Origin of the sequence: Kitasatospora sp. NPDC057738 (assembly GCF_042798815.1) — a bacterium.
Lineage (GTDB): Bacteria > Actinomycetota > Actinomycetes > Streptomycetales > Streptomycetaceae > Kitasatospora > Kitasatospora lactacystinica.
The window spans coordinates 1-22,264 of sequence record NZ_JBHVJT010000070.1 but is presented as its reverse complement, the minus strand read 5'-3'; the positions used below and the strand labels follow the sequence as shown (position 1 = coordinate 22,264).

At 75.4% G+C, this 22,264-nt stretch carries 17 protein-coding genes; 6 read left to right on the top strand and 11 right to left on the bottom strand.

The window, feature by feature from the left end; all coding sequences use genetic code 11:
• Window positions 1–118: 118 nt before the first annotated feature.
• Complete coding sequence (locus ACFVGO_RS30725; RefSeq protein WP_359901736.1) at window positions 119–1,543, top strand: sugar porter family MFS transporter; 1,425 nt, start codon at window positions 119–121, stop codon at window positions 1,541–1,543.
• Window positions 1,544–1,770: 227 nt separating this feature from the next.
• On the opposite strand, the gene ACFVGO_RS30720 is transcribed toward ACFVGO_RS30725, so the two are convergent.
• A complete protein-coding gene (locus ACFVGO_RS30720; RefSeq protein WP_380635270.1) occupies window positions 1,771–2,481 on the bottom strand; it encodes a TetR/AcrR family transcriptional regulator in 711 nt (236 codons plus the stop codon).
• A 173-nt stretch (window positions 2,482–2,654) separates the two neighbouring features.
• Here ACFVGO_RS30720 and ACFVGO_RS30715 point away from each other — a divergent pair, with 173 nt between their 5' ends.
• From ACFVGO_RS30715 to ACFVGO_RS30700, 4 genes are all read left to right on the top strand, one after another.
• Window positions 2,655–3,818 (top strand): acyl-CoA dehydrogenase family protein, encoded by a 1,164-nt coding sequence (locus ACFVGO_RS30715; protein ID WP_359913762.1) that lies wholly within the window; start codon window positions 2,655–2,657, stop codon window positions 3,816–3,818.
• A gap of 49 nt (window positions 3,819–3,867) precedes the next feature.
• Entirely contained in the window at window positions 3,868–5,067 is a 1,200-nt protein-coding gene (locus ACFVGO_RS30710; RefSeq protein ID WP_380635267.1) for a thiolase family protein, read from the top strand.
• A gap of 84 nt (window positions 5,068–5,151) precedes the next feature.
• Window positions 5,152–5,910, top strand: coding sequence for a 3-oxoacyl-ACP reductase FabG (gene fabG / locus ACFVGO_RS30705; protein WP_359913768.1), 759 nt, complete (start codon window positions 5,152–5,154; stop codon window positions 5,908–5,910).
• 209 nt (window positions 5,911–6,119) lie between these two features.
• Window positions 6,120–7,490 carry a S53 family peptidase gene (locus ACFVGO_RS30700; RefSeq protein WP_359913771.1) on the top strand — a complete coding sequence of 457 codons (1,371 nt, stop codon included), beginning with the start codon at window positions 6,120–6,122 and terminating at the stop codon, window positions 7,488–7,490.
• Window positions 7,491–7,676: 186 nt separating this feature from the next.
• On the opposite strand, the gene ACFVGO_RS30695 is transcribed toward ACFVGO_RS30700, so the two are convergent.
• A complete protein-coding gene (locus tag ACFVGO_RS30695) occupies window positions 7,677–10,007 on the bottom strand; it encodes a hypothetical protein (protein ID WP_380635264.1) in 2,331 nt (776 codons plus the stop codon).
• Between the two features lie 407 nt (window positions 10,008–10,414).
• Here ACFVGO_RS30695 and ACFVGO_RS30690 point away from each other — a divergent pair, with 407 nt between their 5' ends.
• Window positions 10,415–11,008, top strand: a complete 594-nt coding sequence (locus tag ACFVGO_RS30690; protein ID WP_359913776.1) for a hypothetical protein — start codon at window positions 10,415–10,417, stop codon at window positions 11,006–11,008.
• A gap of 193 nt (window positions 11,009–11,201) precedes the next feature.
• On the opposite strand, the gene ACFVGO_RS30685 is transcribed toward ACFVGO_RS30690, so the two are convergent.
• From ACFVGO_RS30685 to ACFVGO_RS30645, 9 genes are all read right to left on the bottom strand, one after another.
• Window positions 11,202–15,245, bottom strand: a complete 4,044-nt coding sequence (locus ACFVGO_RS30685) for a LysM peptidoglycan-binding domain-containing protein (protein WP_380635262.1) — start codon at window positions 15,243–15,245, stop codon at window positions 11,202–11,204.
• A complete protein-coding gene (locus ACFVGO_RS30680; protein WP_359913782.1) occupies window positions 15,245–15,694 on the bottom strand; it encodes a hypothetical protein in 450 nt (149 codons plus the stop codon). The genes ACFVGO_RS30685 and ACFVGO_RS30680 overlap by 1 nt, the downstream gene beginning before the upstream one ends.
• Before the next feature lie 160 nt (window positions 15,695–15,854).
• Complete coding sequence (locus tag ACFVGO_RS30675) at window positions 15,855–16,232, bottom strand: pilus assembly protein (protein ID WP_380635259.1); 378 nt, start codon at window positions 16,230–16,232, stop codon at window positions 15,855–15,857.
• 119 nt (window positions 16,233–16,351) lie between these two features.
• Window positions 16,352–16,726 carry a TadE/TadG family type IV pilus assembly protein gene (locus ACFVGO_RS30670; RefSeq protein ID WP_359913787.1) on the bottom strand — a complete coding sequence of 125 codons (375 nt, stop codon included), beginning with the start codon at window positions 16,724–16,726 and terminating at the stop codon, window positions 16,352–16,354.
• A 38-nt stretch (window positions 16,727–16,764) separates the two neighbouring features.
• Window positions 16,765–17,055: a hypothetical protein gene (locus tag ACFVGO_RS30665; RefSeq protein WP_359913790.1), complete on the bottom strand. Its 291-nt coding sequence runs from the start codon at window positions 17,053–17,055 to the stop codon at window positions 16,765–16,767.
• 110 nt (window positions 17,056–17,165) lie between these two features.
• On the bottom strand, window positions 17,166–18,044 hold the full coding sequence (locus tag ACFVGO_RS30660) for a hypothetical protein (protein WP_359913793.1): 879 nt from the start codon (window positions 18,042–18,044) through the stop codon (window positions 17,166–17,168).
• Window positions 18,041–19,006: a type II secretion system F family protein gene (locus ACFVGO_RS30655; RefSeq protein ID WP_359913795.1), complete on the bottom strand. Its 966-nt coding sequence runs from the start codon at window positions 19,004–19,006 to the stop codon at window positions 18,041–18,043. The genes ACFVGO_RS30660 and ACFVGO_RS30655 overlap by 4 nt, the downstream gene beginning before the upstream one ends.
• A complete protein-coding gene (locus ACFVGO_RS30650) occupies window positions 19,006–20,625 on the bottom strand; it encodes an ATPase, T2SS/T4P/T4SS family (RefSeq protein WP_359913798.1) in 1,620 nt (539 codons plus the stop codon). The genes ACFVGO_RS30655 and ACFVGO_RS30650 overlap by 1 nt, the downstream gene beginning before the upstream one ends.
• Window positions 20,615–22,117, bottom strand: a complete 1,503-nt coding sequence (locus tag ACFVGO_RS30645; protein WP_380635254.1) for a hypothetical protein — start codon at window positions 22,115–22,117, stop codon at window positions 20,615–20,617. Before ACFVGO_RS30645 ends, ACFVGO_RS30650 begins: the two co-directional genes overlap by 11 nt.
• Window positions 22,118–22,264 lie beyond the last annotated feature (147 nt).

Here is a 22,264-nt window from a genome sequence, read left to right as displayed (position 1 = left end):
CTTGTTCACCTTACGAATTCTCAGAGCGAAACTTGAGGGTCCAGGTGTACAAGACTTAAACGAATAGGGGTTACGATCTCGGCTACCGAGCTCAGCGTTGAGTACCAGGAGTCAGATCGTGAGCGTCACCCAGAAGCCCTCCGGGGCGGTCGAGGCCCCCGCGCCCGGCCGCCTCGGCTTCGTCGTCTTCATCACCGCGGCAGCGGCCCTCGGCGGCTTCCTCTTCGGCTACGACAGCTCCGTGATCAACGGCGCCGTCTCCGGGATCCAGGAGAAGTTCGGCGTCGGCAGCGGCGTGACCGGCCTGATCGTCTCCTCCGCGCTGCTGGGCTCGGCGGTCGGCGCCGCGTTCGCCGGACGGTTCGCCGACCGGTACGGCCGCATCAAGGTCATGAAGGCGGGCGCGCTGCTCTTCGCGATCAGCGCGGTCGGCTCGATGCTGCCGTTCTCCGCCTGGGACCTCGCCCTCTGGCGCGTCCTCGGCGGCGCGGCTATCGGCATCGCCTCGGTGATCGCCCCGACCTACATCGCCGAGGTCGCGCCGACCAAGTACCGGGGCCGGCTGGCCTCCTTCCAGCAGGCCGCCATCGTGCTCGGCATCGCGATATCCCAGCTGGTCAACTGGGTGCTGGCGCAGGCGGCCGGCGGCGACACCCGCGGCCAGCTGCTCGGGCTGGAGGCCTGGCAGTGGATGCTCGGCATCTGCGTCGTCCCGGCCGCGGTCTACTTCGTGCTCTCCTCGGTCATCCCCGAGTCCCCGCGCTACCTGATCCAGGCCGAGCGCCTGGACGACGCCCGCAAGGTGCTCGCCGAGGTCGAGGGCGAGGGAACGGACACCGACGCCCGGATCGCCGAGATCCAGTCGCTGATCGCCTCCGACCACCGCCCGCGCTTCCGCGACCTGCTCGGCGGCCGGTTCGGCCTGCTCCCCGTCGTCTGGGTCGGCATCGGCCTGTCGGTCTTCCAGCAGCTGGTCGGCATCAACGTGATCTTCTACTACTCGTCGATCCTGTGGCAGTCGGTCGGCATCGACCAGAGCAACTCGCTGCTGATCAGCTTCGTCGGCTCGGTGATCAACATCCTCGGCACCGTGATCGCGATCGTGCTGGTCGACCGGATCGGCCGCAAGCCGCTCGCCCTGATCGGCTCGGTCGGCATGGCGGTCGCGCTCGGCACCGCCGGCTGGGCCTTCTCCTCGGCCACCGGCAGCGGGGACAACCTCACCCTGCCCGACCTCCAGGGCACCGTCGCGCTGGTCGCCGCCAACGCCTTCGTGCTGTTCTTCGCGATGTCCTGGGGCGTGGTCGTCTGGGTGATGCTCGGCGAGATGTTCCCGAACCGGATCCGCGCCGCCGCCCTCTCCGTCGCCGCCTCCGCGCAGTGGATCGCGAACTGGGTGATCACCGTCTCGTTCCCGTCCATGTCGCGCTGGAACCTGTCGGCGACCTACCTGGTCTACGCCGCCTTCGCGGCGCTGTCCGTCCTCTTCGTGGCGAAGTTCATGAAGGAGACCAAGGGTGTCCGGCTGGAGGACATGGGCTGATCCGCCGCCCCTCGGCCTCCCGGCCCCCGCACCCCGCGCGATCGGCGCGGAGGTGCGGGGGCCGCGTCGTTTCCGCGGGGCCGGGCCTGCACGGCGCAGCGGGCCGGCACGGCGAAGGGGGAAGTCCGGCGAGGCATCGCGCGACGAACGAGCTGGGCGAGGCGTCGTGCGGCGAAGGGGCGAGGCGTCGTGCGGCAGGGCATCGCGCGGCGGGGCGTCCCGACGGGTCAGGGCCGCTCGGCGAGCCTGGCGTAGCGCAGGGCGAGCCCGTCGAGCAGCGCCTCCAGCCCGGTCTCGAAGGCGCCCTCGTCCACCGTCCCGCGGTGCCCGGCCAGCCGGTGCGCCTCACCGAGGTGCGGGTAGTCGGCCGCGTCGTAGACCTCGGCGTCCGCAGGGAAGCCGGCCGCGAAGGAGGCGAGCGCCGAGCCCGTGACGAAGTAGCGCATCAGCGCGCCGATCCTGGTCGCCTGTCCGCGGGGCCACCCGGACTCGACCAGGTGGCCGAAGACCGCGTCGGCCAGCCGCAGCGCGTTCGGCCGGCGCCCGGGGCCCTGGGCCAGGACCGGGACGATGTTGGGGTGGGCGGCCAGCGCGGCGCGGTAGGAGCGCGCCCAGTCGCGCAGCGCCTGCGGCCAGGCGCTCCCGGTTCTCCCAGCAACTCCCGCGGCCCCCAGGGCTCCCGCGGCTCCCGCGTCCCCCGCGGCCCCGGCGGCGGTCCCGAACATCGACAGGTCGACCTCGCCGATGACGCTGTCCACCACCGCGTCCAGCAGGTCGTCCTTGGTGGCGAAGTGGTTGTAGAGCGAGGGCCCGCTGACGGACAGCTCGGTGGCGAGTCGGCGGGTGGAGAGGGCGTCCAGCCCCTCGTCGTCGATCAGCCGCAGTGCGGCGGCGACGATGCGCTCGCGGCTGAGCAGCGGGGTGCGTGGACGGGCCATCGCGGCGGGTTCCTCCGGTTCCTCCGGTCGGGTGTGTCGGGGACCGATTCTGGCAGGCGCCCCTTCCCAGCGCGGGCCGGGCGGGGCTACAGTCGCCCTCATAAAACTTGCAGCGCTAGTTTAATCGGCCCGGACCCCGTACCGGGCCCAGGACACCGGATTCGGGAGCCGCCGTGAACCTGGAGCTGTCCGAGGAGCAGAGCGCCGTCCGTGACCTCGCCGCCTCCTTCACCGACCGCGAGATCGTCCCGTACGCCGCCGAGTGGGACCGCGCCGAGTCCGTCGACCGGGCGATCGTCGGCAAGCTGGCGAAGGTCGGCTTCCTCGGACTGACCATCCCGGAGGAGTACGGCGGCAGCGGCGGCGACCACCTCGCGTACTGCCTCGTACTGGAGGAGCTCGGGCGCGGCGACTCGGCCGTGCGCGGGATCGTCTCGGTCTCGCTCGGCCTGGTCGGCAAGTCCGTCAACACCTTCGGCACCGAGGAGCAGAAGCGGCACTGGCTGCCCCGGCTCACCTCCGGCGAGTCCCTCGCCTGCTTCGCGCTCACCGAGCCGGGCACCGGATCGGACGCCGCCAACCTCACCACCCGGGCCGTCCGGGACGGCGACCACTGGCTGATCAGCGGCGCCAAGACCTTCATCACCAACGGCACCTGGGCCGACGTCGCGCTGGTCTTCGCCCGCACCGGCGGCGACGGACCGCAGGAGCGCGGCCACCGGGGCATCACCGCCTTCCTGGTCCCCACCGACCTGCCCGGCTTCACCCGCACCGAGATCCACGGCAAGCTCGGCCTGCGCGGCCAGGCCACCGCCGGGCTCTCCTTCGAGGACGTCCGGGTGCCGGACACCGCCCGGCTCGGCGAGGTCGGCAAGGGCTTCACGGTGGCGATGGCCGCCCTGGCCAAGGGCCGGATGTCGGTGGCGGCCGGCTGCGTCGGCATCGCCCGGGCCTGCCTGGAGGCCGCCGTCCGCTACGCGGGCGAGCGCGAGCAGTTCGGCAAGCCGATCGCCGCGCACCAGCTCGTCCAGGAACTGCTGGCCGGCATCGCCGTGGACGTCGAGGCGGCCCGGCTGCTCACCTGGAAGGTCGCCGACCACATCGAGCGCGGCCTGCCGTTCGCCACCGAGTCCTCCGTCGCCAAGCTGTACGCCAGTGAGGCAGCCGTGCGGGCCGCCAACAACGCGCTCCAGGTCTTCGGCGGCTACGGCTTCATCGACGAGTACCCGGTCGGCAAGTACCTGCGCGACGCGCGGGTGATGACGCTCTACGAGGGCACCAGCCAGATCCACCAGTTGCTCATCGGACGCGCCCTGACCGGCGTCAACGCCTTCTGAACCCGCCACGGACACCCCCGCCCCGCCACCCGACAAGGAGCCCGACGACGTGCGTCCCGTCTACTTCGCCGCCGCCCGCCGCACACCCATCGGCCGGCTGCGCGGCGCGCTCGCCACGGTCCGCCCGGACGACCTCTCGGCCACCGTGCTGCGCGCCGTGCTCGCCGACGTCCCCGCGCTCGACCCCGCCCGGATCGACGACGTCTACTGGGGCGCCGCCAACCAGGCCGGCGAGGACAACCGCAACGCCGCCCGGATGGCCGTCCTGCTGGCCGGCCTGCCGGAGACCGTCCCCGGAGCCACCGTCAACCGGCTCTGCGCCTCCGGCCTGGAGGCCGTCACCCTCGCCGCCCGGGCCATCGGCTCCGGCGAGGCGGACGTGGTGCTGGCCGGCGGCTGCGAGTCGATGACCCGCGCCCCCTTCGTCCTGCCCCGCCCGGACGAGGCGCTGCCGCACCGGATGGAGACCTTCGACACCCGGCTCGGCTGGCGGCTCACCAACCCGCGGATGGCCGAACTGCACGGCGTGCTCGGCATGGGCGAGACCGCCGAGGAGGTGGCCGCCCGGTACGGCATCGGCCGGGAGCGCCAGGACGCCTTCGCGCTGCGCAGCCACCAGCGGGCCGGCGCCGCCCGCAAGGACGGGCACTTCGACGCCGAACTGGTCCCGGTCGAGCGGCCGGACGGGGTGACGGTGAGCCGGGACGAGGGCATCCGCGAGGACACCAGCCTGGCGAAGCTCGCCGGCCTCAAGCCGGTGTTCCGCGCCGGGGGCACGGTCACCGCCGGGAACGCCTCGCCGATGAACGACGGCGCGGCCGGGCTCGTCCTGGTCGGCGAGGAGGCGCTGCGCGACCTCGGGCTCCAGCCGCTCGGCCGGTACGTGGCCGGCGCCTCGGCCGGGGTGCACCCGGACGTCATGGGCATCGGTCCGGTGCCGGCCACGGCGAAGGTGCTCGCGCGGGCCGGCTGGTCGCTCGCCGATCTGGACACCGCCGAACTGAACGAGGCCTTCGCCGCCCAGGCGCTGGCCTCCGCCGACGGCATCGGTTTCGGACCGGAGCAGGCCGAGGAGGTAGTCAACCCCAGTGGCGGGGCGATCGCGCTCGGCCACCCGCTGGGCGGCTCCGGCGCCCGCATCCTCACCACCCTGCTGCACCGGATGCGCCGTACCGGTGCCCGGCGCGGCCTGGCCACCATGTGCGTGGGCGTGGGGCAGGGAACGGCCGTGCTGGTCGAGAACGTCTGACCATCCGTGGTCCACCGCTCGTCGACCGTCAACTCGTCGACCGTCAACTTGTCGACTGTCGATCCCAACCACCGAGGAGTTCACATGACGCGGTTCGCGGACAAGGTCGCCGTGGTGACCGGCGCGGCGCAGGGCATCGGGGCGGCCACCGCCCGCCGGCTGGCGGAGGAGGGCGCGGCGGTCGCCGTCGTCGACCTCACCGCCGAGCGGGCGGCCGGGACGGTCGCCGAGATCACCGCCAAGGGCGGCACCGCACGGGCGTACGGCTGCGACGTGGCCGACTACGACGCCGTGGAGGCGGTGTTCGCCCAGGTCGCGGCGGACCTCGGCGGGCTGCACATCCTGGTCAACAACGCCGGGATCACCCGGGACAACCTGTTCTTCCGGATGCCCAAGGCCGACTGGGACGCGGTGCTGACGGTCAACCTGACCAGCGCGTACAACTGCAGCCACGTGGCACAGAAGTACATGGTGGCGCAGAAGTACGGGAAGATCGTCTCGCTCAGCTCGCGCTCCGCCCTCGGCAACCGGGGCCAGGCCAACTACGCGGCCGCCAAGGCCGGCATCCAGGGCCTCACCGCGACCCTGGCGATCGAGCTGGGCCCGTTCAACATCAACGTCAACGCCGTCGCGCCCGGGTACATCGCCACCGCGATGACCGCGGCCACCGCCGAACGGGTCGGCAGCAGCGCCGAGGACCACCAGGGCGAGGTCGCCGCCCGGACGCCGCTGCGCCGGGTCGGGCAGCCGGAGGAGATCGCCTCGGTCGTCGCCTTCCTGGCCAGCGAGGAGGCCTCCTACGTCAGCGGGCAGACGCTGTACGTCAACGGCGGGGCGCGCTAGCCGCCCTCCTGACGCGTCGTCATCGGGTCGTCCCAGGTGGGGAGTTACTTTCCCCTGGGACGGCCTTTACCTTTTCGCGTGGCCGAGCATGACCATGCCCTTGATCATACGACCCCACCAATTGACTATGGCATGATCATGCGGCTCTCGATGGGATGGCCGGACCGACCCGACCGAACCAGGTCAGGCCCTGCGCCCCAAGGAGCCCCATGGGCAGCCCCGCCACCCTCCGCCGCGCCCTGGCCCTTCTCGCCGTGGGGGCCACCGCCCTCACGGCCGGCACCGTCGCCGTACCGGCCGCCGGTACCGCGATCGCCTCCCCCGCCCACGACCTCACGGGCGTCCACGTCCGCCCCGCCTCCTTCGGGCAGCACAGCGCCCAGGGCCGCCCCGCCCCGCTGAGCACCACCCAGTGCGTCAGCCAGGTCGGCATCCACTGCTACTCGCCGCTCCAGTACCGGGCCGCCTACAACCTGAACCCGCTGTACCAGGAGGGCATCACCGGCAAGGGCCGCACGATCGTCATCGTCGACTCCTTCGGCTCGCCGACCATCCAGCACGACCTGGAGGTCTTCGACAAGCAGTGGGGCATCCCGGACACCAACGTCGAGGTGGTCAAGTGGGGCAACGTCCCCACCTGGGACCCGAAGAACCCCGACCACACCGGCTGGGCCGGCGAGACCACCCTGGACGTCGAGTACGCCCACGCGATCGCCCCCGACGCCCACATCATCCTGGTCGAGACCGGCGTCGCCGAGACCGAGGGCACCACCGGCCTGCCCGAGATGATGGACGCCGAGAAGGCCCTCATCAAGGCCGGCCGCGCCGACGTCATCTCGCAGAGCTTCGGCGCCACCGAGAACACCTTCCCGGGCTACGACAAGGGCGACTTCAAGTCGCTCACCGATCTGCGGTACGCCTTCCAGGCCGCCGCCGACCACAACGTGACCGTGCTCGCCGCCTCCGGCGACAACGGCGCCACCGACGCCCAGGAGAACGGCAGCGACCTGTACCCGTACAAGGTCAACTCCTGGCCGTCCTCGGACCCGCTGGTCACCTCCATCGGCGGCACCCAGCTCACCCTGGACGACTCCGGCAACCGCACCGCGCCCGACAAGGTGTGGCACGACAAGTCCGGCGCCGGCGGCGGTGGCGTCTCGGGCATCTTCGAGCGCCCGTGGTACCAGGCCGGCGTCGCCAACGTCACCGGCAACCACCGCGGCACCCCGGACATCAGCATGAGCGCGGCCGTGGACGGCGCCGCCTGGACCTACGAGTCCTACGACCCGACCTCGGTCGGCTGGCACCTCACCGGCGGCACCAGCGAGGCCACCCCGCTGTTCTCGGGCGTCGTCGCGCTCGCCGACCAGCTCGCCGGCCACCGCCTCGGCCAGCTCAACTGGCGCCTGTACGGCATGAACCTGCTGCCGAGCAAGTGGAGCGGCATCGTGGACGTCAAGCAGGGCGACAACGGCTGGAACGGCGTCACCGGTTACAACGCCGCCGAGGGCTACGACCTCGCCAGCGGCCTGGGCACCATCGACGGCGCGAAGTTCGTGCACGCGATCGCCGGCCGATGAGCCGACCGGTCGCCGGGTCGCGAGTGGCAGGTGACCGGTAACAGATGACTGGTAACAGATGACAGCGAACAGCTGACAGATTTCGAAATCTGTCAGCTGTTCGCTGTTTTCCGTCTGCTGTCGTCCGTCCGCCGTCCGCCGTTCCCCGCCGGTGGGCCTTCGGCGGGGAACGGCGGACGCCGACTGTCAGCCAGTGGCGGCAGCGGCCAGCTGGGCGAGGTAGCGCTCGGCGGCACGGAGCTTGCGGCCGTCGGGGCCCGGGAGGTGGGCACGCAGTTCGATGATCTCCGGGGCGATCCGGATGGCCTCCGCGCGGTCCGTGATCGCACGCCAGCAGGCCTCGGCGTTGGTGGCCGCCCGCTGGGTCTCCGGATGGTCCGGCCCCTGGGAACGGAGCAGCGTCAGGGCCACCTCGCGGTAGATCTCCGCGGCCTCGGCCGACCGGCCCGCGAGCCGGCAGACGTGCGCCCGGACCTGCCGGACCTGCAGCACCGGCTCGGAGACGGCACCGTGCTCGGCGATCGCCTCCAGTTCGAGGGCGAAGGCCAGGTCGGTGGCGGCGGCGTGGTCCCCGGCGTCGGCGCTGCGGACGATCCGTCCGATGACCTCGCGGTAGTCCGCCCGGGGCGGCCTGGCCGCAGCGGCCTCGTCGGCCGACGCTTCGGCAGCGGTGCCGGCCGGGCTGTCGGTCGGACTGTCGGTCGGGGCGTCGGCCCGGGCGGGCGGCGCGTCGGCGGGAGCTTCGCCGGCCGGCCCCTCGACGCCCGGTCCATCGACGCCCGGTCCCTCATCTGCCGGGCCGTCGTCGGCCGGTCCATCGCCCTGCGGCACGGCGTCGACCGGTGCCTCGTCAGCGGGCCGCTCGTCGGCCGGAACGGCGTCAGCAGGCTCCTCCGCCGTCGGCGCCTCGTCGGCCGGAACGGCGTCGGCTGGAGCCTCCTCGGCGGGCGCCTCCTCCGCCCCCGCGGGAGCCTCCGGGACGGCGTCCCCGGGCTGCTCCGTGACCGCGGGGGCCTCTTCGGCCCCGGGCCCCTCCGCAGCCTCGGACTCCTCCGCGACGGCCTCCCCGGTCGCGTCCCCGCCGGCCGCTCCGGCCGTCTCCGCCGTCGTCTCCCCCGTCGTCTCCCCCGTCGTCTCCGCAGCCGTCCCCTCGACCGCCTCCGTCGCGACCTCGGAGGCCACCACGGCTTCCTCCTGCGGGAGTTCGGGCTCGGCGACCGCGACGTCCGCGGGCTCCGGCCGGGGCTTGAGGAGCGTGACGCCCGCCGGGGGCGTGCCGTCCTCGGGCACGGCGTCGGCCGGGGCGGGCTTGCGCAGGGTCACGCCCGGCGCCTCGGCCGTTCCGCCCGCCTTCAGCAGGCTCACCGGGCGGGCCGGCCGCGGCGGAGTGGGCGGGACGCCCGGCTTGACCAGGCTGACCGGACCACCCGCGGTCGCCGGGGAGCCGACGGCCGCGGTCGACGGCTCGGACAGCGCGGCCGGTACCGGCGACGGCCACCCCGGGACGGCGTCCCGCGGTTCCGTCGGACGCGGCAGCGGCGGCGCCAGGGGCGGCGGCAGGTCGGAGAGCGCCACGCCGGCGGCCGGCACCGGCGGCACGTCGGCCGGCAGGCCCTCGCCGCGACGGGCGGTGTTGCGGAAGAACGGCCGGTCCGGGGCGTGGGTGGCCAGGACGATCACGTCCGGCCGCAGCACCGAGTACACCTGCTGCCGCAGCTGCTCGGGCGCGAGCACCTCGCCCGCGCCGGGCCGTCCGCCGTGCAGCGCCTCGATCAGCGCGCGGGTGAAGGTGCCGATCTGCTCCGGGTCCGGGCTGACCACCGCCCACAGCGGGATGCCCTCGCTGAGCGGCGAGACGGTGCCCTGGAGGTACGGCCAGGCGTTCTGGTCGGCACTCAGGTCCGCGATGACGAGGGTCTGCCACTCCGCCGGACGGTGGCTCAGCTCGGCGGCGACGGACTGCCAGGGGAGGCCGTCCTGCTTGGCGTCGCGCAGGGTCAGCTGGAGCTGCCCGCCGCGCTTGTCGGCGACGATGTGGCCGCCCAGGTGGACCAGCAGCGGTCCCGGGTGGCGGGAGGCGGCGCGCAGGTGGGCGAGGACGGTGTGCGGGTCACCGGCGCCGGGGAGGTGGACGGCGTCCACCGCGTCCGCCGCGAGCAGCACCTGCGGCGAGACGGCGGCGAGCATCGCCGAGAGCACCGGCGCCTGGGCCGGTCCGCCACGGCCCCAGGTGCGGCGGCCGGAGTTGCCGTACCCGCCCTCGATCACCAGGATCCGCCCGCGCGGCGCGGCACCGAGGCCACCCGCACCGATGCCGCCCGCGCCGAGCCCGCCCGCACCACCGACGGTGGCCGGCGTCGCGCTCTGGACCGGGAACGGCGGCGGGGTCGCCGAGGAGGCGAACCCGGCGGTGGGCAGGCCGGTGAGGGTCCACCCGGTGGGCGGAACGGGTGGTGCGGCCGGGGGCGCGGGCGGCGGCATGGGCGCCTGTCCGACCGGCTGCACGCCCCCCTGCACGCCCCCCTGCGTGCCCGCCCCGGAAGCAGGCACGGCCCCCGGGGGAACACCCGGTACGGAAGCGGCGACCGGAACGGGGGCAGGGGCGGCCGGGGGCGGCGGCGGCTCGTACAGCGCTGCGGGGCCGGGCGGGTGCTCCTCGGCCGGGAGGCGCGGGGGCGGCGGTACGGCGTCCCAGGGCCCCGAGCCGCCGGCCGGGTCGGGACCTCCGGAAACCGCTGTCGTCTCCGCCATCTCCTGGTCACCGCCCCGCCCCGCCGCTCCCGCGGCGTCTGATGCCCTCGCCTGCATGGTGCCTGCCACCACACTCCGTGCGCGCCACCCTACGAGATCCCGGCTCACCCGTTCCAGGCCGGGTGGCCGATCGGCGCACCACACCACCCGCGCCGCCCCGCTAAGGTGCCGTCATGGTCGATGCCGATCGCCCCTTGCTCTTCCTCGACGTGGACGGCCCGCTGATCCCCTTCGGCGACCCTCCCCCCGGTGGCTACCCCACCTACCGCAGCCCGTACGTACCGCCCGGCACGGCGATGGGCGGGAATCCGCTGATCGCCCGCGTGAACCCGGAGTTGGGGCCGCGGCTGCTGAGCCTGCCGGGCGAACCGGTGTGGGCCACCACCTGGCTGGAGGACGCCAACGAGTGCCTCGCGCCCTGGCTCGGCCTGCCCCGACTCCCCGTCGTGGACTGGCCGGTGGACGACACGGGTGCCATGGACGCCCCGGACGCCCCGGACACCTTGGACGCCCCTGCGACGACGGACCGGCCGGACATCACGAACTGGCCGGACGGGCCCGACGGCCTGCACTGGAAGACCCGTGCGCTGGTCGCATGGGCGGACGGGCGGCCGTTCGCCTGGGTGGACGACGAGATCACCGAGCCCGACCGCCGCTGGGTCGCCGCCCACTCCCCCGCCCGCGCCCTGCTCCACCGGGTGGATCCCCGACGCGGACTCACCGAGGCGGACTTCACCGCCCTGGACGCCTGGCTGCGGGCGGTCTGACCGGCCACCGGCCCGCCGATCCCCCGGTCCTCCGGGCCGCCGATCCACCGATCGGCCCACCGGTCGGCCCACCGATCGATCCGCCGGCCGCATCCGTACCGAATGTCCACACGACCGCCACATCCGCCGTCGGCCCGTCAACACGACTGCCCGGCCACCCCCGTGGGAGTGGCCGGGCAGTCGGCGATCCACCTCAGGAACCCGCGAGCAGATCCCGCAGCAGGGCGACGGTGTCGGCGTCCAGGTCCCGGCCGGTCCGGCGGCTGAGCGCGTCCAACCGGTTTACGGCGCGCAGGAGTTGGTCGCGGGCGCCGGCCGAGGCGTAGGCGTAGAAGAGGTCCCGGTGCAGCAGTTCGACGTCCGGGGCGACGGCGAGGCCGCGGAAGACGGCGGCCTCGGCGCTGCGGTGGTCGCCGTACTGCAGACGCCGGGCGGCCAGTTCGTGGGCCGTGTCGACGATCGCCGCGATCATGTCCTGCCGCTCGGCCTCGGCCCAGCCGTACGAGGCCGGCGGGGCCTCGGCGAACGGCGCCCCGCGGACCAGGGCCAGGGCGTGGGCGAGGGCCGCGTCGGCGGTGGCACTGGTGCTGCGCATGCCGCGCCGGTAGAGGCCGCGGAACTCGTCCCAGTCGCAGGTGACCGCCGGGGCGAAGGAGTACCCCTCGGTGCCCTCGGTGGGCAGGAAGGCGCGGCCCTCCGGGGAGGTGCCGAACCAGGCTGCCAGGTCGCCGAGTTTGGCCACCACCGGACTCTTGGCGTCGGCCGCGGTGGGGTGCGGGTCGAGGTGCGCCGCGCCGGGGTGCAGATCGTGGTCGAGCGCGTGGCGGTCCGACCCCGGACGCAGCGCCAGGTAGACGGCCAGCTCGGTGAGCCGGGGCAGCGCACCGGGGACGGCGGTGCCGAGGACCCCCGCGACGTCCACCGGGCCGAGCAGCCGGATCCGGGGGGCGTTGCGGGCGGCGTGCGCCTCCGGGGAGCGGAGGATGGCGAGCAGGTCGTCGCTGTCGCTGCGCCCGGGGGTGGTCCGGGCGACCGGGGCGACGGCGGCGGGGCCCGGTTCGACGGCGGGCTCGAACTCCCCCGTACCGGCGGGGTCCGCGGTCCCGACCGTCTCGGTGGTCCCGACCGTCCCGGCGGTCCCGGCCGGACCGGTCCCGGCGGCGACGGCGGGCACCGCGGCGGACGCGGCCGACGGCGCCGACTCCTCGGCCCGCTCCGGCGCGGTCGGCTCCGGCGTCCCCGGCTCCGCCACCACGGGAGGCGACACCACGGACTGCGGAACGACGGACTGCGGGACGACGGGCTTCGGGACGACCGGCTGGACGGCGAGCACGACCGTCGCCGTGGACTCCGAGGAGGTGTCCCCCGACTCGTCCGCCCCCTCGCCCTCCGGCAGGCCCGGGCGCCGCAGGTCCCGGGTGGTCTCGTCGGTGGCCGCCTGCCTCCCCTGCCCGTTGACGACGAACCGCGCCGGACCGGCCGGAACCGGCGCTGGGGCCGGAGCCGGGACCGCGGCCGAAGCCGCGGGCGGCAGGGCGGCGGGCCCCGGAGCGGGCGTCACCGGATCGGTGCCCGCGAACGGGCTGGCCCCGGTGCCGATGACCCGGGCGAGCAGCCGCGGACCGGCGGCCGCGTCCGCGCCCTCCTCCGCCCCGACGGCCGAGGCACCACCGGCCGAGGCCCCGCCGACCGACAACCCACCGACCGAAGCCCCGCCGGCCGAGGCACCACCGGCCGAGGCCCCGACGGCGGCCAGCACCGGTACGGCGGCCGGCAGTTCGGCGGTGTCGGGGTCGTCCTCCGGCCCGTCCAGGGTCCAGGCCGGGGCCGGGTGCTGGGTGGTGTCGTCGGCGGCCCGGAGCAGCTCGGCGACCTGGTCGTACTGGTGGCCGCTGAGCCGCTGGAGCTCGACCGTGAGGTGCAGGCCCGGGATCGCGGCCTGCCCGGAGGTCGGCAGGGTCCAGCGGGCGACCGGGCCGGTGCCGCGCTCGGGGGCGCGGGTGATGACGGCGACGCAGGTGCGCGGGCGGGCGTCGAGCAGGCGTCCGAGCTCGGCCGGGACGTCCCCGCCGGGCTGGTGGGCGCAGAGCACGATCTCGGGCGTCCAGGACTCGTCGGCCTGGCCCCGGCTGCGGGCCTCGCGCGGGCTGGTGGCCTCGGCGGCGACCAGGGTGGCGCGGGCCTTGGCGGTGCGCGGGCCGAGGGCGGCGAGCGCGGCCTCCAGGGTGGGGTGGCGGTGCACCCGTTCGGCGGCCGGTCCGCTGATCGGCAGTTCCTCGGCGAGGTCCACCAGGTGCAGGTGGAGCCGGTCGGCCAGCGGGCTGTGGGCCAGTTCGACGGCGAGGGTGCGCAGCACGTCCCGGGCGTCGTCCGGGTGGCCGGACAGGTGGAGCAGCCGGACGGCCTCCAGGTCGGCGAGGACCACCGAGCCGTCCGGCGAGGTGCCGAGGGTGACCAGCGCGGGGTACGGCGCGGCGGTCCGCCGGGCCTGGCCGGGGCTGAGCAGGTCGCCCGAGTCGGCGCTGCACCACCACACGTTGGCGGCGTGCGCGGCGCGGAAGGGCGCGATCGGGGTGGCCGGGCCGGACAGGTGCAGCTCGATGGTCTGGCCCTGGGTGATCCGGGCGGCGACGATGGCGGGCAGCCGCTTGCCGCCGCGCACGGTGTTGCGGGCCATGGTGCGCAGGGCGCGGTCCAGCAGTTCCAGTCCGGCCTGGTCCTGCCGGGCCATCAGCTCGTTCTCGAAGGCGGCGGCCTCGGCGTCGGGCATCGCGATGCGGTGCCGGGGGCGGCGGGCGCGCTGCTGGCCGCCGCGCTTGTGGGCGACGGCGCCGACCATGATGGCGGCGAGCAGGACGCCGACGGTGGAGGCCGAGAGCGCGACGGTGTAGTCGTCGCTGGGGGCCGGGTCGGCGTGCGCGGCGGGGGCGGGCGCGTGGGCCGGTGCGTGCGTGGGCGCGGGCGCGGGGGCCGACTGCGGCGTGCCCTGCGAGGGTGCGCCCTGCGAGGGAGCGCCCTGCGCCGGAGCGGGTGCCGGGGCCTGGTCGGCAGGAGCCGGCGCGGGCGCCGGCGCCGGCGCCGGCGCCGGCGCGGCACCGCCGGCCCCCGGCACCGTGAGCACCATCCCCGGCACGACCACGTCCGGGTTCGTCAGCTGCTCCCCGTCCGGGGCCTGCGCCCCCTTGTTCGCCTCGAACAGCTTCGGCCACTGCTCCCCGTCCCCCAGCTCCCGCTGGGCGATGGCCGACAGGCTGTCCCCGGCCTGGACGGTGACGGTCCGCTGCCCACCGGATCCGCCCGCACCACCGGCGCCACCGGGCCCCCCGGACTCCGTCCCGGACTGCGGGACGTTCTGTGGGGCACCCTGCGCCGGGGCCTGGTCGGCGGGAGCCGGCGCGGGGGCCGGAGCCGGTGTCCTCGCCTCGTCCGGCTTGGCGTCCGCCGGCATCAGCAGTTCCCAGCCGGGCTGGATCGGCCGTTCGGCGTCGAAGCGGACGCCCGAATCGCCCATCGCCCGGCCCTCGTTGAGCTTGGCGATCTCCATCCACCGCTCGCCCGAGCCCAGTTGGCGCTCGGCGATGGACCACAGGCTGTCGGCCGGGCGGGCGTCGCGCACCGTGTAGGTGCTCTGCTGTTCGGCGGCCGGGGTCGGGGCCGGTGCGGCCTGCGCGGCGGGCAGTGCGGCGCGCTGCACGCCCGGCGTCAACTGCGCCTGGACGACCGGGCCGTGGGCGGCGTCGGGGACGGCCGCGAAGGCCGAGCCGGCCACCGGCAGCAGGGCGAGCACCGAACCGACCAGTCCGGCCGCGATCCGCTGGCTCCAGCCGAAGGCCGGGATGCGGCGGGCGATCCGGCCGCGCAACTGGGCGGGGATCTCCAGCAGGACGGAGAGCGCGAAGCAGGCCCAGGCGAGCCAGCCGACCACCACCAGCGCCCACAGGAACAGGCTTCCGTCGTCCGGGCTGGTGAGCGCCTCGCCCACCCCGCCGGAGGCGACCTCGCCCATCCCGGCGACCGCCTGGGTGCCGTACAGCAGCAGTGCGGGGACGCCCAACAGCAGGGCGAGCAGGGTGACCAGCGCGCCGAGCGCGGTGATCACGGCACGGCCGCGCCCGCGGGGTGGTCGGGGCGCCGGGGCGGCGGGACTTCGGGCGCCGCCGGCGCGATGGGACGTCCCGGCCCGGCCGTTGCGGGCCTGGGCGGTACGGGCCTGGTCCTTGGCACGTGGCGCGGCCATCAGTCGGTCTCCGCTTTCTCGACTCCGTGGACGAGGGTCGCACTGCCCTTGCCCGTTACCTTCCGTTGCCCGAGGGCGCCCAGCAGGACCGGGCGGTAGTCGGCCTGCACGGTGACGGTGACGACCTTGCCGTCACCGGAGAACTCGATGTCGCCCGCGTGCAGGCCGTACAGGCGCAGATAGGCGTCGGCGGCGTCCCGGACGTAATTCTCCTGGACCTTGAAGCCCTTGCCCTGCAGGACGGCCGCCCGGTCGAGCTGCTGGCCGCCGACCCGCGCGGCCTCCAGGGCGTAGGCGTCGGTCCGCTCGGCGACCCGCAGCCGGCCGCCGGCGTCGATCACCAGGGCGATGACGAGCACGACGTAGGCCGCGCAGATCGCCACGAAGAGGGCCACCGCGCCCCGGTCGGACCGGCGCGCCGACAGCCGTCGCCGCAGACGGCTCACCACTCCCGTCCCCTCCCCCCACTTCGCACGCTGTTCTCCCCACCGGCCCCCACCGGGCGCCACTCGGTACCGCTGTGTCATCCCCCGGGCGCTCTCCGCTTGCGTCTCCCCCGCACGGGCCGTCTCCAATCCCCCGTCTTCCCGGCGACGGCGCCGCGCGCCGTCATGTGCCCCGGTAACGGTCCACCACCGAGGTGAACTCGCCGACGAGGTGCTTCGTCACGGGTACCCCGGACGGTCCGCCGAGCAGGTCGGCCAGTTCCACGTCGCAGATCACCGTGACGGTGACGGTCGTGGCCGGTCCGCCCGGCAGGTTCAACTCCCCCTTGCCGACCCGCACGTCCCCGTTGCGGCAGGACACGCCCTGCTGGCGCAGGGTCGCGAGGGCGGACTCCCTGGCCGGCTGGTCCATCCCGTCCACGCTGCGCTGCAGGGACGCGGTCCGGGCCCCGGCCCGGGCGGCGGCCTCCACGGTGCCGGCCGTGGTCTGCACCCGACCGGCGGCGATGGCCACCAGGACCAGCCCGACGACCCCCGGCACGACGATCGCCGCCTCGATCGCGATCCCGCCGCGGTCCCGCCTGCGCGGCCGCGACCAGAACCGCCGCCGCGGCGGCCGCGACGGCCGCCGCCACCCACCGGGTGCCCGCGGTTCACTCCTCACGGCTTCACCGCCGGCGCCACGAAGCGCTCGCGCGGCGCCTCGGCGAACTGGGTGACGGTGGGCGCCCTGAGCCCGGGTATCAGCAGCGGCGGGGTCAGCTCCACGGTGACCCGGACGGTCTGGGCCGTGCTGCCGTCGGTCCGCACCACGTACCCGCGCACGCCCTGCCGGTCGAGGAAGTCGCGGGCCTGCCGCTGGGCCGCCTCGTTCTTCTCGCCGTCCGTCGCGCTGCTCTGCACCCGTCCGGCGTCCACACCCTCGCGGGCCGCGGTGAGCGCGACCTGCCGGTCGTACCAGAGCAGCGCGGCCTGGACGACGAGCAGCAGGAGCAGCAGGACGACCGGGAAGACGATGGCGAGGCTCACGCTCATCGACCCCCGGTCGCCCCTGCGGCGGAGAGCAGGACGCATCACTGGGTGGCGCCGCCCGCGCCCGCGCCGCCCGGCATGTTCGGGTCCTGCTCGACCTTCTTGACGACCTTGTCCTTCAGCAGGTAGAGCGCCGTCGCCACGGCACCGGCGACGAAGACCAACGCGATGATGGCGAGGGCGAGTTCGATGCTGATCGCACCGCGGTCGCCGCGCGCCCGGGCGGCCCGCAGCCGGCCGAGCCGCAGGGTGAACAGCATCAGTGCGAACTGGACCGGTAGCAGGGCGGGTCGCAGCACCCGGTCTGCCAGGTGGGCGAGTCGTGCGGTCATCGGGTTCTCCCGGGGATGTGGCGGTGTGGTGTGGTGGTGCCGGCTGCTCTGAACTGGCGGGTCGGGCTTGCGAGGTCCGGTCGGGGACGTTACCCGGCCGTGGAGCACGGTCAGTTGAGCATCTGGTGCAGGGCGGGGAAGACGATCAGGACGGTCATCAGCAGGGTCAGCGCGGCCCCGGGCGCGACCATCCGTTCGCTGTCGGCGTTCGCCCGGGCGAGGTCCTCGGCGAGCAGTTCCCCGCGCAGGCCCTTGGCGCGGGCCCGCAGGGTGTCGTAGACGGCGGCGCCGTCGGTGCCGGACAGCCGCATGATGTCGGCCACGTCCTGGAGCGGGCTGAGCCCCAGTTCCTCGGCCAGCGCGTCGAGTCCGGCCCACGGCGGGAGCCGGTCGGTGGCCGCGCGCTCCAGGGCGTCGCGGATCCGCCGGAACACCGTGCCCTGCCCGACCGCGGCGGCCCGGCGCAGCGCCTCGGCGGGGCCGCAGTCGGCGGCCCGCTCCATCGCGACGAGTTCCAGGTAGGCGGCGATGCCGTGCAGGTACTCGGTGCGCGCCTCCTTGGCCTCGCCGCGCACCACGGCGTCCGGGACGAACCAGAGCAGCCCGGCCAGCAGCGGCCCGGCGACCAGCGGCAGCGCGAACGGCAGGCCGGTGTCCATCAGCACGGCCATCGCCCCCAGGTAGGCGGGCAGCAGCAGGCCGAGCGCGGCGAACAGCAGCTTGTGCACCATGAACCGGGCCGGGGTGCGGCCGATCAGGGCGAGTTCACGGCGCGGTACGGAGACCCCGCGCAGGTGGACGGACCGCTCGCCGATCCGGTCGTACCAGCGGGGCCGCTCGTCCGGGTCCTGCTCGCGGTCGGCGGGGGTGGCGTGCAGCCGGTCCAGCGCCTGGCGCAGGTCCGGTGGCGCCGGCCGCAGTTCGGCGACCAGGAGGGCGAGGCCGCCGGCCGCGAAGGCGCCGGCCAGCACGGACCAGGGCGAGATCACCGGACCTCCCCGAGCTGCTCGGCCGGCTCCGGCGCGGCCGCCGGTGCGGCGGACCGGCGCCCGCTCCTGCTGCGCCGGTCCGGCGTCAGCAGCCGGGGCACCGGCGGGTGGGAGGCCAGCGCCCGCATCCAGGCGATGATCGCCACGAACAGGGCGGCGACCACGGCGAGCACCACCTGACCGAGGAAGGTCCCGTACGGCCGGGTGTACTCGGTGTTGAAGGAGCCGACGGTGACGACCAGCACGATGATGCCGACCAGCCAGCGGATGGTGGTCCGGTGCTTGGCCCGGTCCGCCTCGATGGCGCGGCGCTGGCGGACCTCCTCGCGCACCGAGTCGGCCATGTCGGAGAGCGTGCGGGCCAGGCCGGGGCCGCTGTCCCCGGCCCGCAGCACGAGCGCGGCGAGCACCTTGTCGGCGGTGGCGTCGGCGAGGCTGTCGGCGAAGGCGCGCAGCGCCTCCTCGGGCCGCCAGCGGGCCTGCAGCCGGGCGGCCAGCTCCCCGATCTCGTCCTCCAGGGCGGCCGGGGCGGTGCGGCGGCTGGTGACGATGGCCTGGTTGAGGCCGACGCCGAGCAGCAGCACGTCGGCGATCCGCTGGGTCCACTCGGAGAGCGCCTCCAGCCGCTCGATCCGGTGGGTGTCCGGACGGGTGGTGTCGAACAGCCAGGGCAGGCCGAAGACGGCCAGCGGCACCAGCAGCGCGGTCAGCGGGATGCCGGTGAACAGCCAGGCCAGCGGCGCGCCGGCGAGCGCGAGCGGCAGCTGGACGCGGCGCAGCCGCACCATCCGGTGCGCGGCCGTCCCGGGGGCGCCGTACCAGAACACGTGGATCCGGCCGGCCAGCGGGTTGGGCTCCCGCTCGGCCCCGTCCTCGGCGCCGGGCTCGCTGCCGCGGGCCCAGGCCACCAGGGCGACCAGGCCGCCCGCGACCGCCAGCCCGCAGAGGGCGAAGAGCAGCATCACCGCGCGCCACCGCCGATCCGCAGCTGGAGCGGGGTGGCCCAGCTCCCGTACCGGGAGCCGAGCAGCGAGGCGTCGAAGCCGGCCCGGCGCAGGTCGTCCAGGCACTGCGGCGGGGTGTGCGGGACGGCCCGCGGCTCGCCGAGGTCCGGCCGGGGGCCGAAGACGGTGTTCAGTGCGGGCCGGCCGCTCTCCCCGAGGCCGGTGACCTCCAGGACGTGGGAGACGAAGCGGTGCCGGCGGCCGCCGACGGCGGTCTCGTCGACCATGGTGACGTGCACGATGAGGTCCAGGGCGTTGGCGGTGAGCCGGTAGGCGAGCGAGTCGGTCATGTGCGAGCCGTACTCCAGGCAGAGTTCGGCGATGCGGTCGACGACCATGTGCGGGCCGCGGGCGTGCAGGGTGCACATCGAGCCGCCCTCGCCGTTGGTCATCACCCGCAGCATCGGGACGACCTCGCCGGAGCGGACCTCCCCGACGATGATCCGGGAGAGCGTCATGCGCAGCGCGGCCGGAATGAGGTCGCCGATGGTCAACTCCCCGGCCAGGCGCCCCTCGACGCGCTCGCCGTTGCCCTCGCGGGCCTCCATCGGGACGACCTGGCGCAGGTGGCCGAGGGTGTGCAGCCAGAGTTCGAACTCCGACTCCAGGGTGCCGATCCGCTCGTCCGGCGGGATCTCGGCGGCCATCGCGCGCAGCAGGCTGGTCTTGCCGACGCCCTGGGTACCGGTGATCATCACGTTCTTCCGGGCCCGGATCGCGGAGGCCAGGAAGGCGGCCAGGGTGGCGTCCAGGGTACCGAGTTCGACCATCTCGGGCAGCGTCGCCGAGGCCACCCGGTGGCGCCGGATCGCGATGTACGGGCGGGGCGTCACCTCGGTGAGCGCCTGGAGGCGCATGCCGCCCTCCAGGCGCAGCGCGAGGGTCGGGCTGGCGGTGGAGAGGCTGCGCTCGCCGCCGCCGTGCTGGCGGGCCAGGTCCTGGAGCAGTTCGATGAGTTCGGCGTCGTTCTCGGCCACCGGCGGTACCTGGCGCAGGGGTTGGTGCACCTTGGAGACCCAGACGTCGTCGCAGCCGTTGATCAGGATGTTCTCGATCTCCGGGTCGTCCAGGTAGGGCTGGAGCCGGCCGGCCCGGAACAGCAGGTCGAAGACGGCCTCGGCGAGGGCCCGGTCCTGCTCGCGGGTGGGCGGGATGCCGTGGGTCTGCGCATAGGCGTCGGACCACCGGGCGACGGCCTCCTCGATCAGCGCCCGGCCGCGCTGGCGGCGGGTGGCGCGGTCCGGATCGGAGCCGGAGGCGGCGGTCAACCGGGTGATCTGCTGGTGCAGTTCGGCCGCGACCTGGCGCTTGAGCTCCCGGGCGACCTGCGGGTCGACGGCGGGCCGGGTGGCGGAGCCGCGCAGGTCCAGCGAGGGCAGCTGGGAGGGCACGGCGGCGGGCCCGGCCGCGCCGGGCGGAACGGGCTGGGGCGCGACGGGCTGCGCCGGGGCGGGCTGGGGCGCGACCGGTCCCGGCCGGTACCCGTGCGGCGGGACGACCGGTCCGGGCGGCGGCGCGGCCCAGGGCAGCGCGGCCGGATCGGAGGCGGGACGCTGGTGCAGGGGGCTACCGCGCACGGAGCACCTCCCCGGGGTTGTTCGGGTACGGCCCGCCCGTGTCGTCCTGACGGTTCGTCACCGCAGGCTGCTGGAGCGGGTACTGGTCTTCCGGTTCGCCGTACGGGGCGGACTGGACGTGCGCCGGGAAAGGTGCCGGCGCGGCCGGCTGCGGCGCCAGCCCGGCCAGCGGCGCCACCGGGCCGGTGGTGATCACCGGCGGGACGGGCTGCGGCGGGGCGTACGAGGGCTGCTCGCCCTCCGCCGTCCCGTAGCCGGAACGGCCGTGCACGGACCGGCCGTGGGCCGCCGTGCCGTACCCTCCCGGCGGGTACGGCGACGGGCCGTGGCCGCCCGTCCCGTATCCCGGCTGGGCGTACCCCGGCTGGACGTACCCCGGCTGCCCGTGGTCGGACTGGCCGCCCGTCCCGTACGCCGGCTGCCCGTACGGGCCCGGCGCGGACGCGGGCGGAGGAACCGGCCCCGTCCCGGACAACGGCCCCGCCCCGGACAACGGCACGGGCCCGGACGACGGCACGGGCCCGGCCCCGGGAACGGGCACGGACACCGACGGCTGCGGCGCCATCGGCACGGGCGGGGTCGGTATCGGCGGGGCCGGCACCGGAGCCGTCGGGACCGGCGGCATCGGCACCGCCGCCGCGACCGGGGCCGCCGCCGGGCCGCCCGCCGTCAGCCGGGCCGGCGCCGCGTCCTGCGCCGCGCCCGGCGCGAGCCGCTGGCGCCGACGGCGGATCAGCAGCTGCACCTCGTCCGCCGCCGACCGCGCCGTGCGCATCAGCTCCGAGCGGATGAACCGCCGGTCGCCGGTGTCCCCGCCGTCGGAGAGCACCTTCGCCGTCCGGGTGGCGTGCGGCAGCACCCCGAGCACCGGCAGCCCGAGCTCGCGGGTCACCTCCGCCCTCGTGTACGGCCCCTCGGCGACCAGCAGCAGCCCGAGCGCGTCCGCGCCGGTGCCTGCGGTGGCCAGGTCCTCGGTCAGGGCGGCGAGCCGGGGCCGGACCGAGCTCAGCCCGCGCAGCGTGGTGCGCACCGTCGCCACCACCGCGTCGGCGCGGCGGGCGAGCACCGCGCTGTGGCCGGTGGCCCCGGAGCGGCCGAGGTCCACGATGACGTCGTAGCCCTGCCGTTCCACGCCGTGCAGCAGTTCGGCGAGCGGTTCCCAGGTGTAGGCGAGGCCGGGCGCCTGGGTGGGGTCGGTCAGCCCGGGCAGCAGCAGCCGTTCGGCGTTGCCCTCGGGCGAGAGGTCGATCAGCTGCTCCCAGATGGTCTGCGTGAGCAGTCCGCGCCGGTCGGCGACGGCCAGGTTGCGCAGCCCGTACACCGCCTCGACCCGGCCCTCCAGGGCGCCGGCGAGCACCGCGCCGCCGTCCGGGTCGGCCTCGACCAGCAGGATCCGCCGGCCGGGCGACAGCGGCCACGACAGCAGCAGCGCCAGGGCGGTGGTGGTCGCTCCCGGTGCGCCCGGGCCGCCGACCACCGCGATCACGGCCATCAGGCGCCGCCCGTCGCGGCCGGGGCCCCGGAGGCGGCGCCGCCGGGGCCCGGCGTGGTGGCCCCGGGCGCCGCGCCCCCGGGTGCGGTGGGGGGGGTCGAGGGAGGAACGCCTAGGGCAGGGAGCGGGATGGGGGCAGCGCCGAGG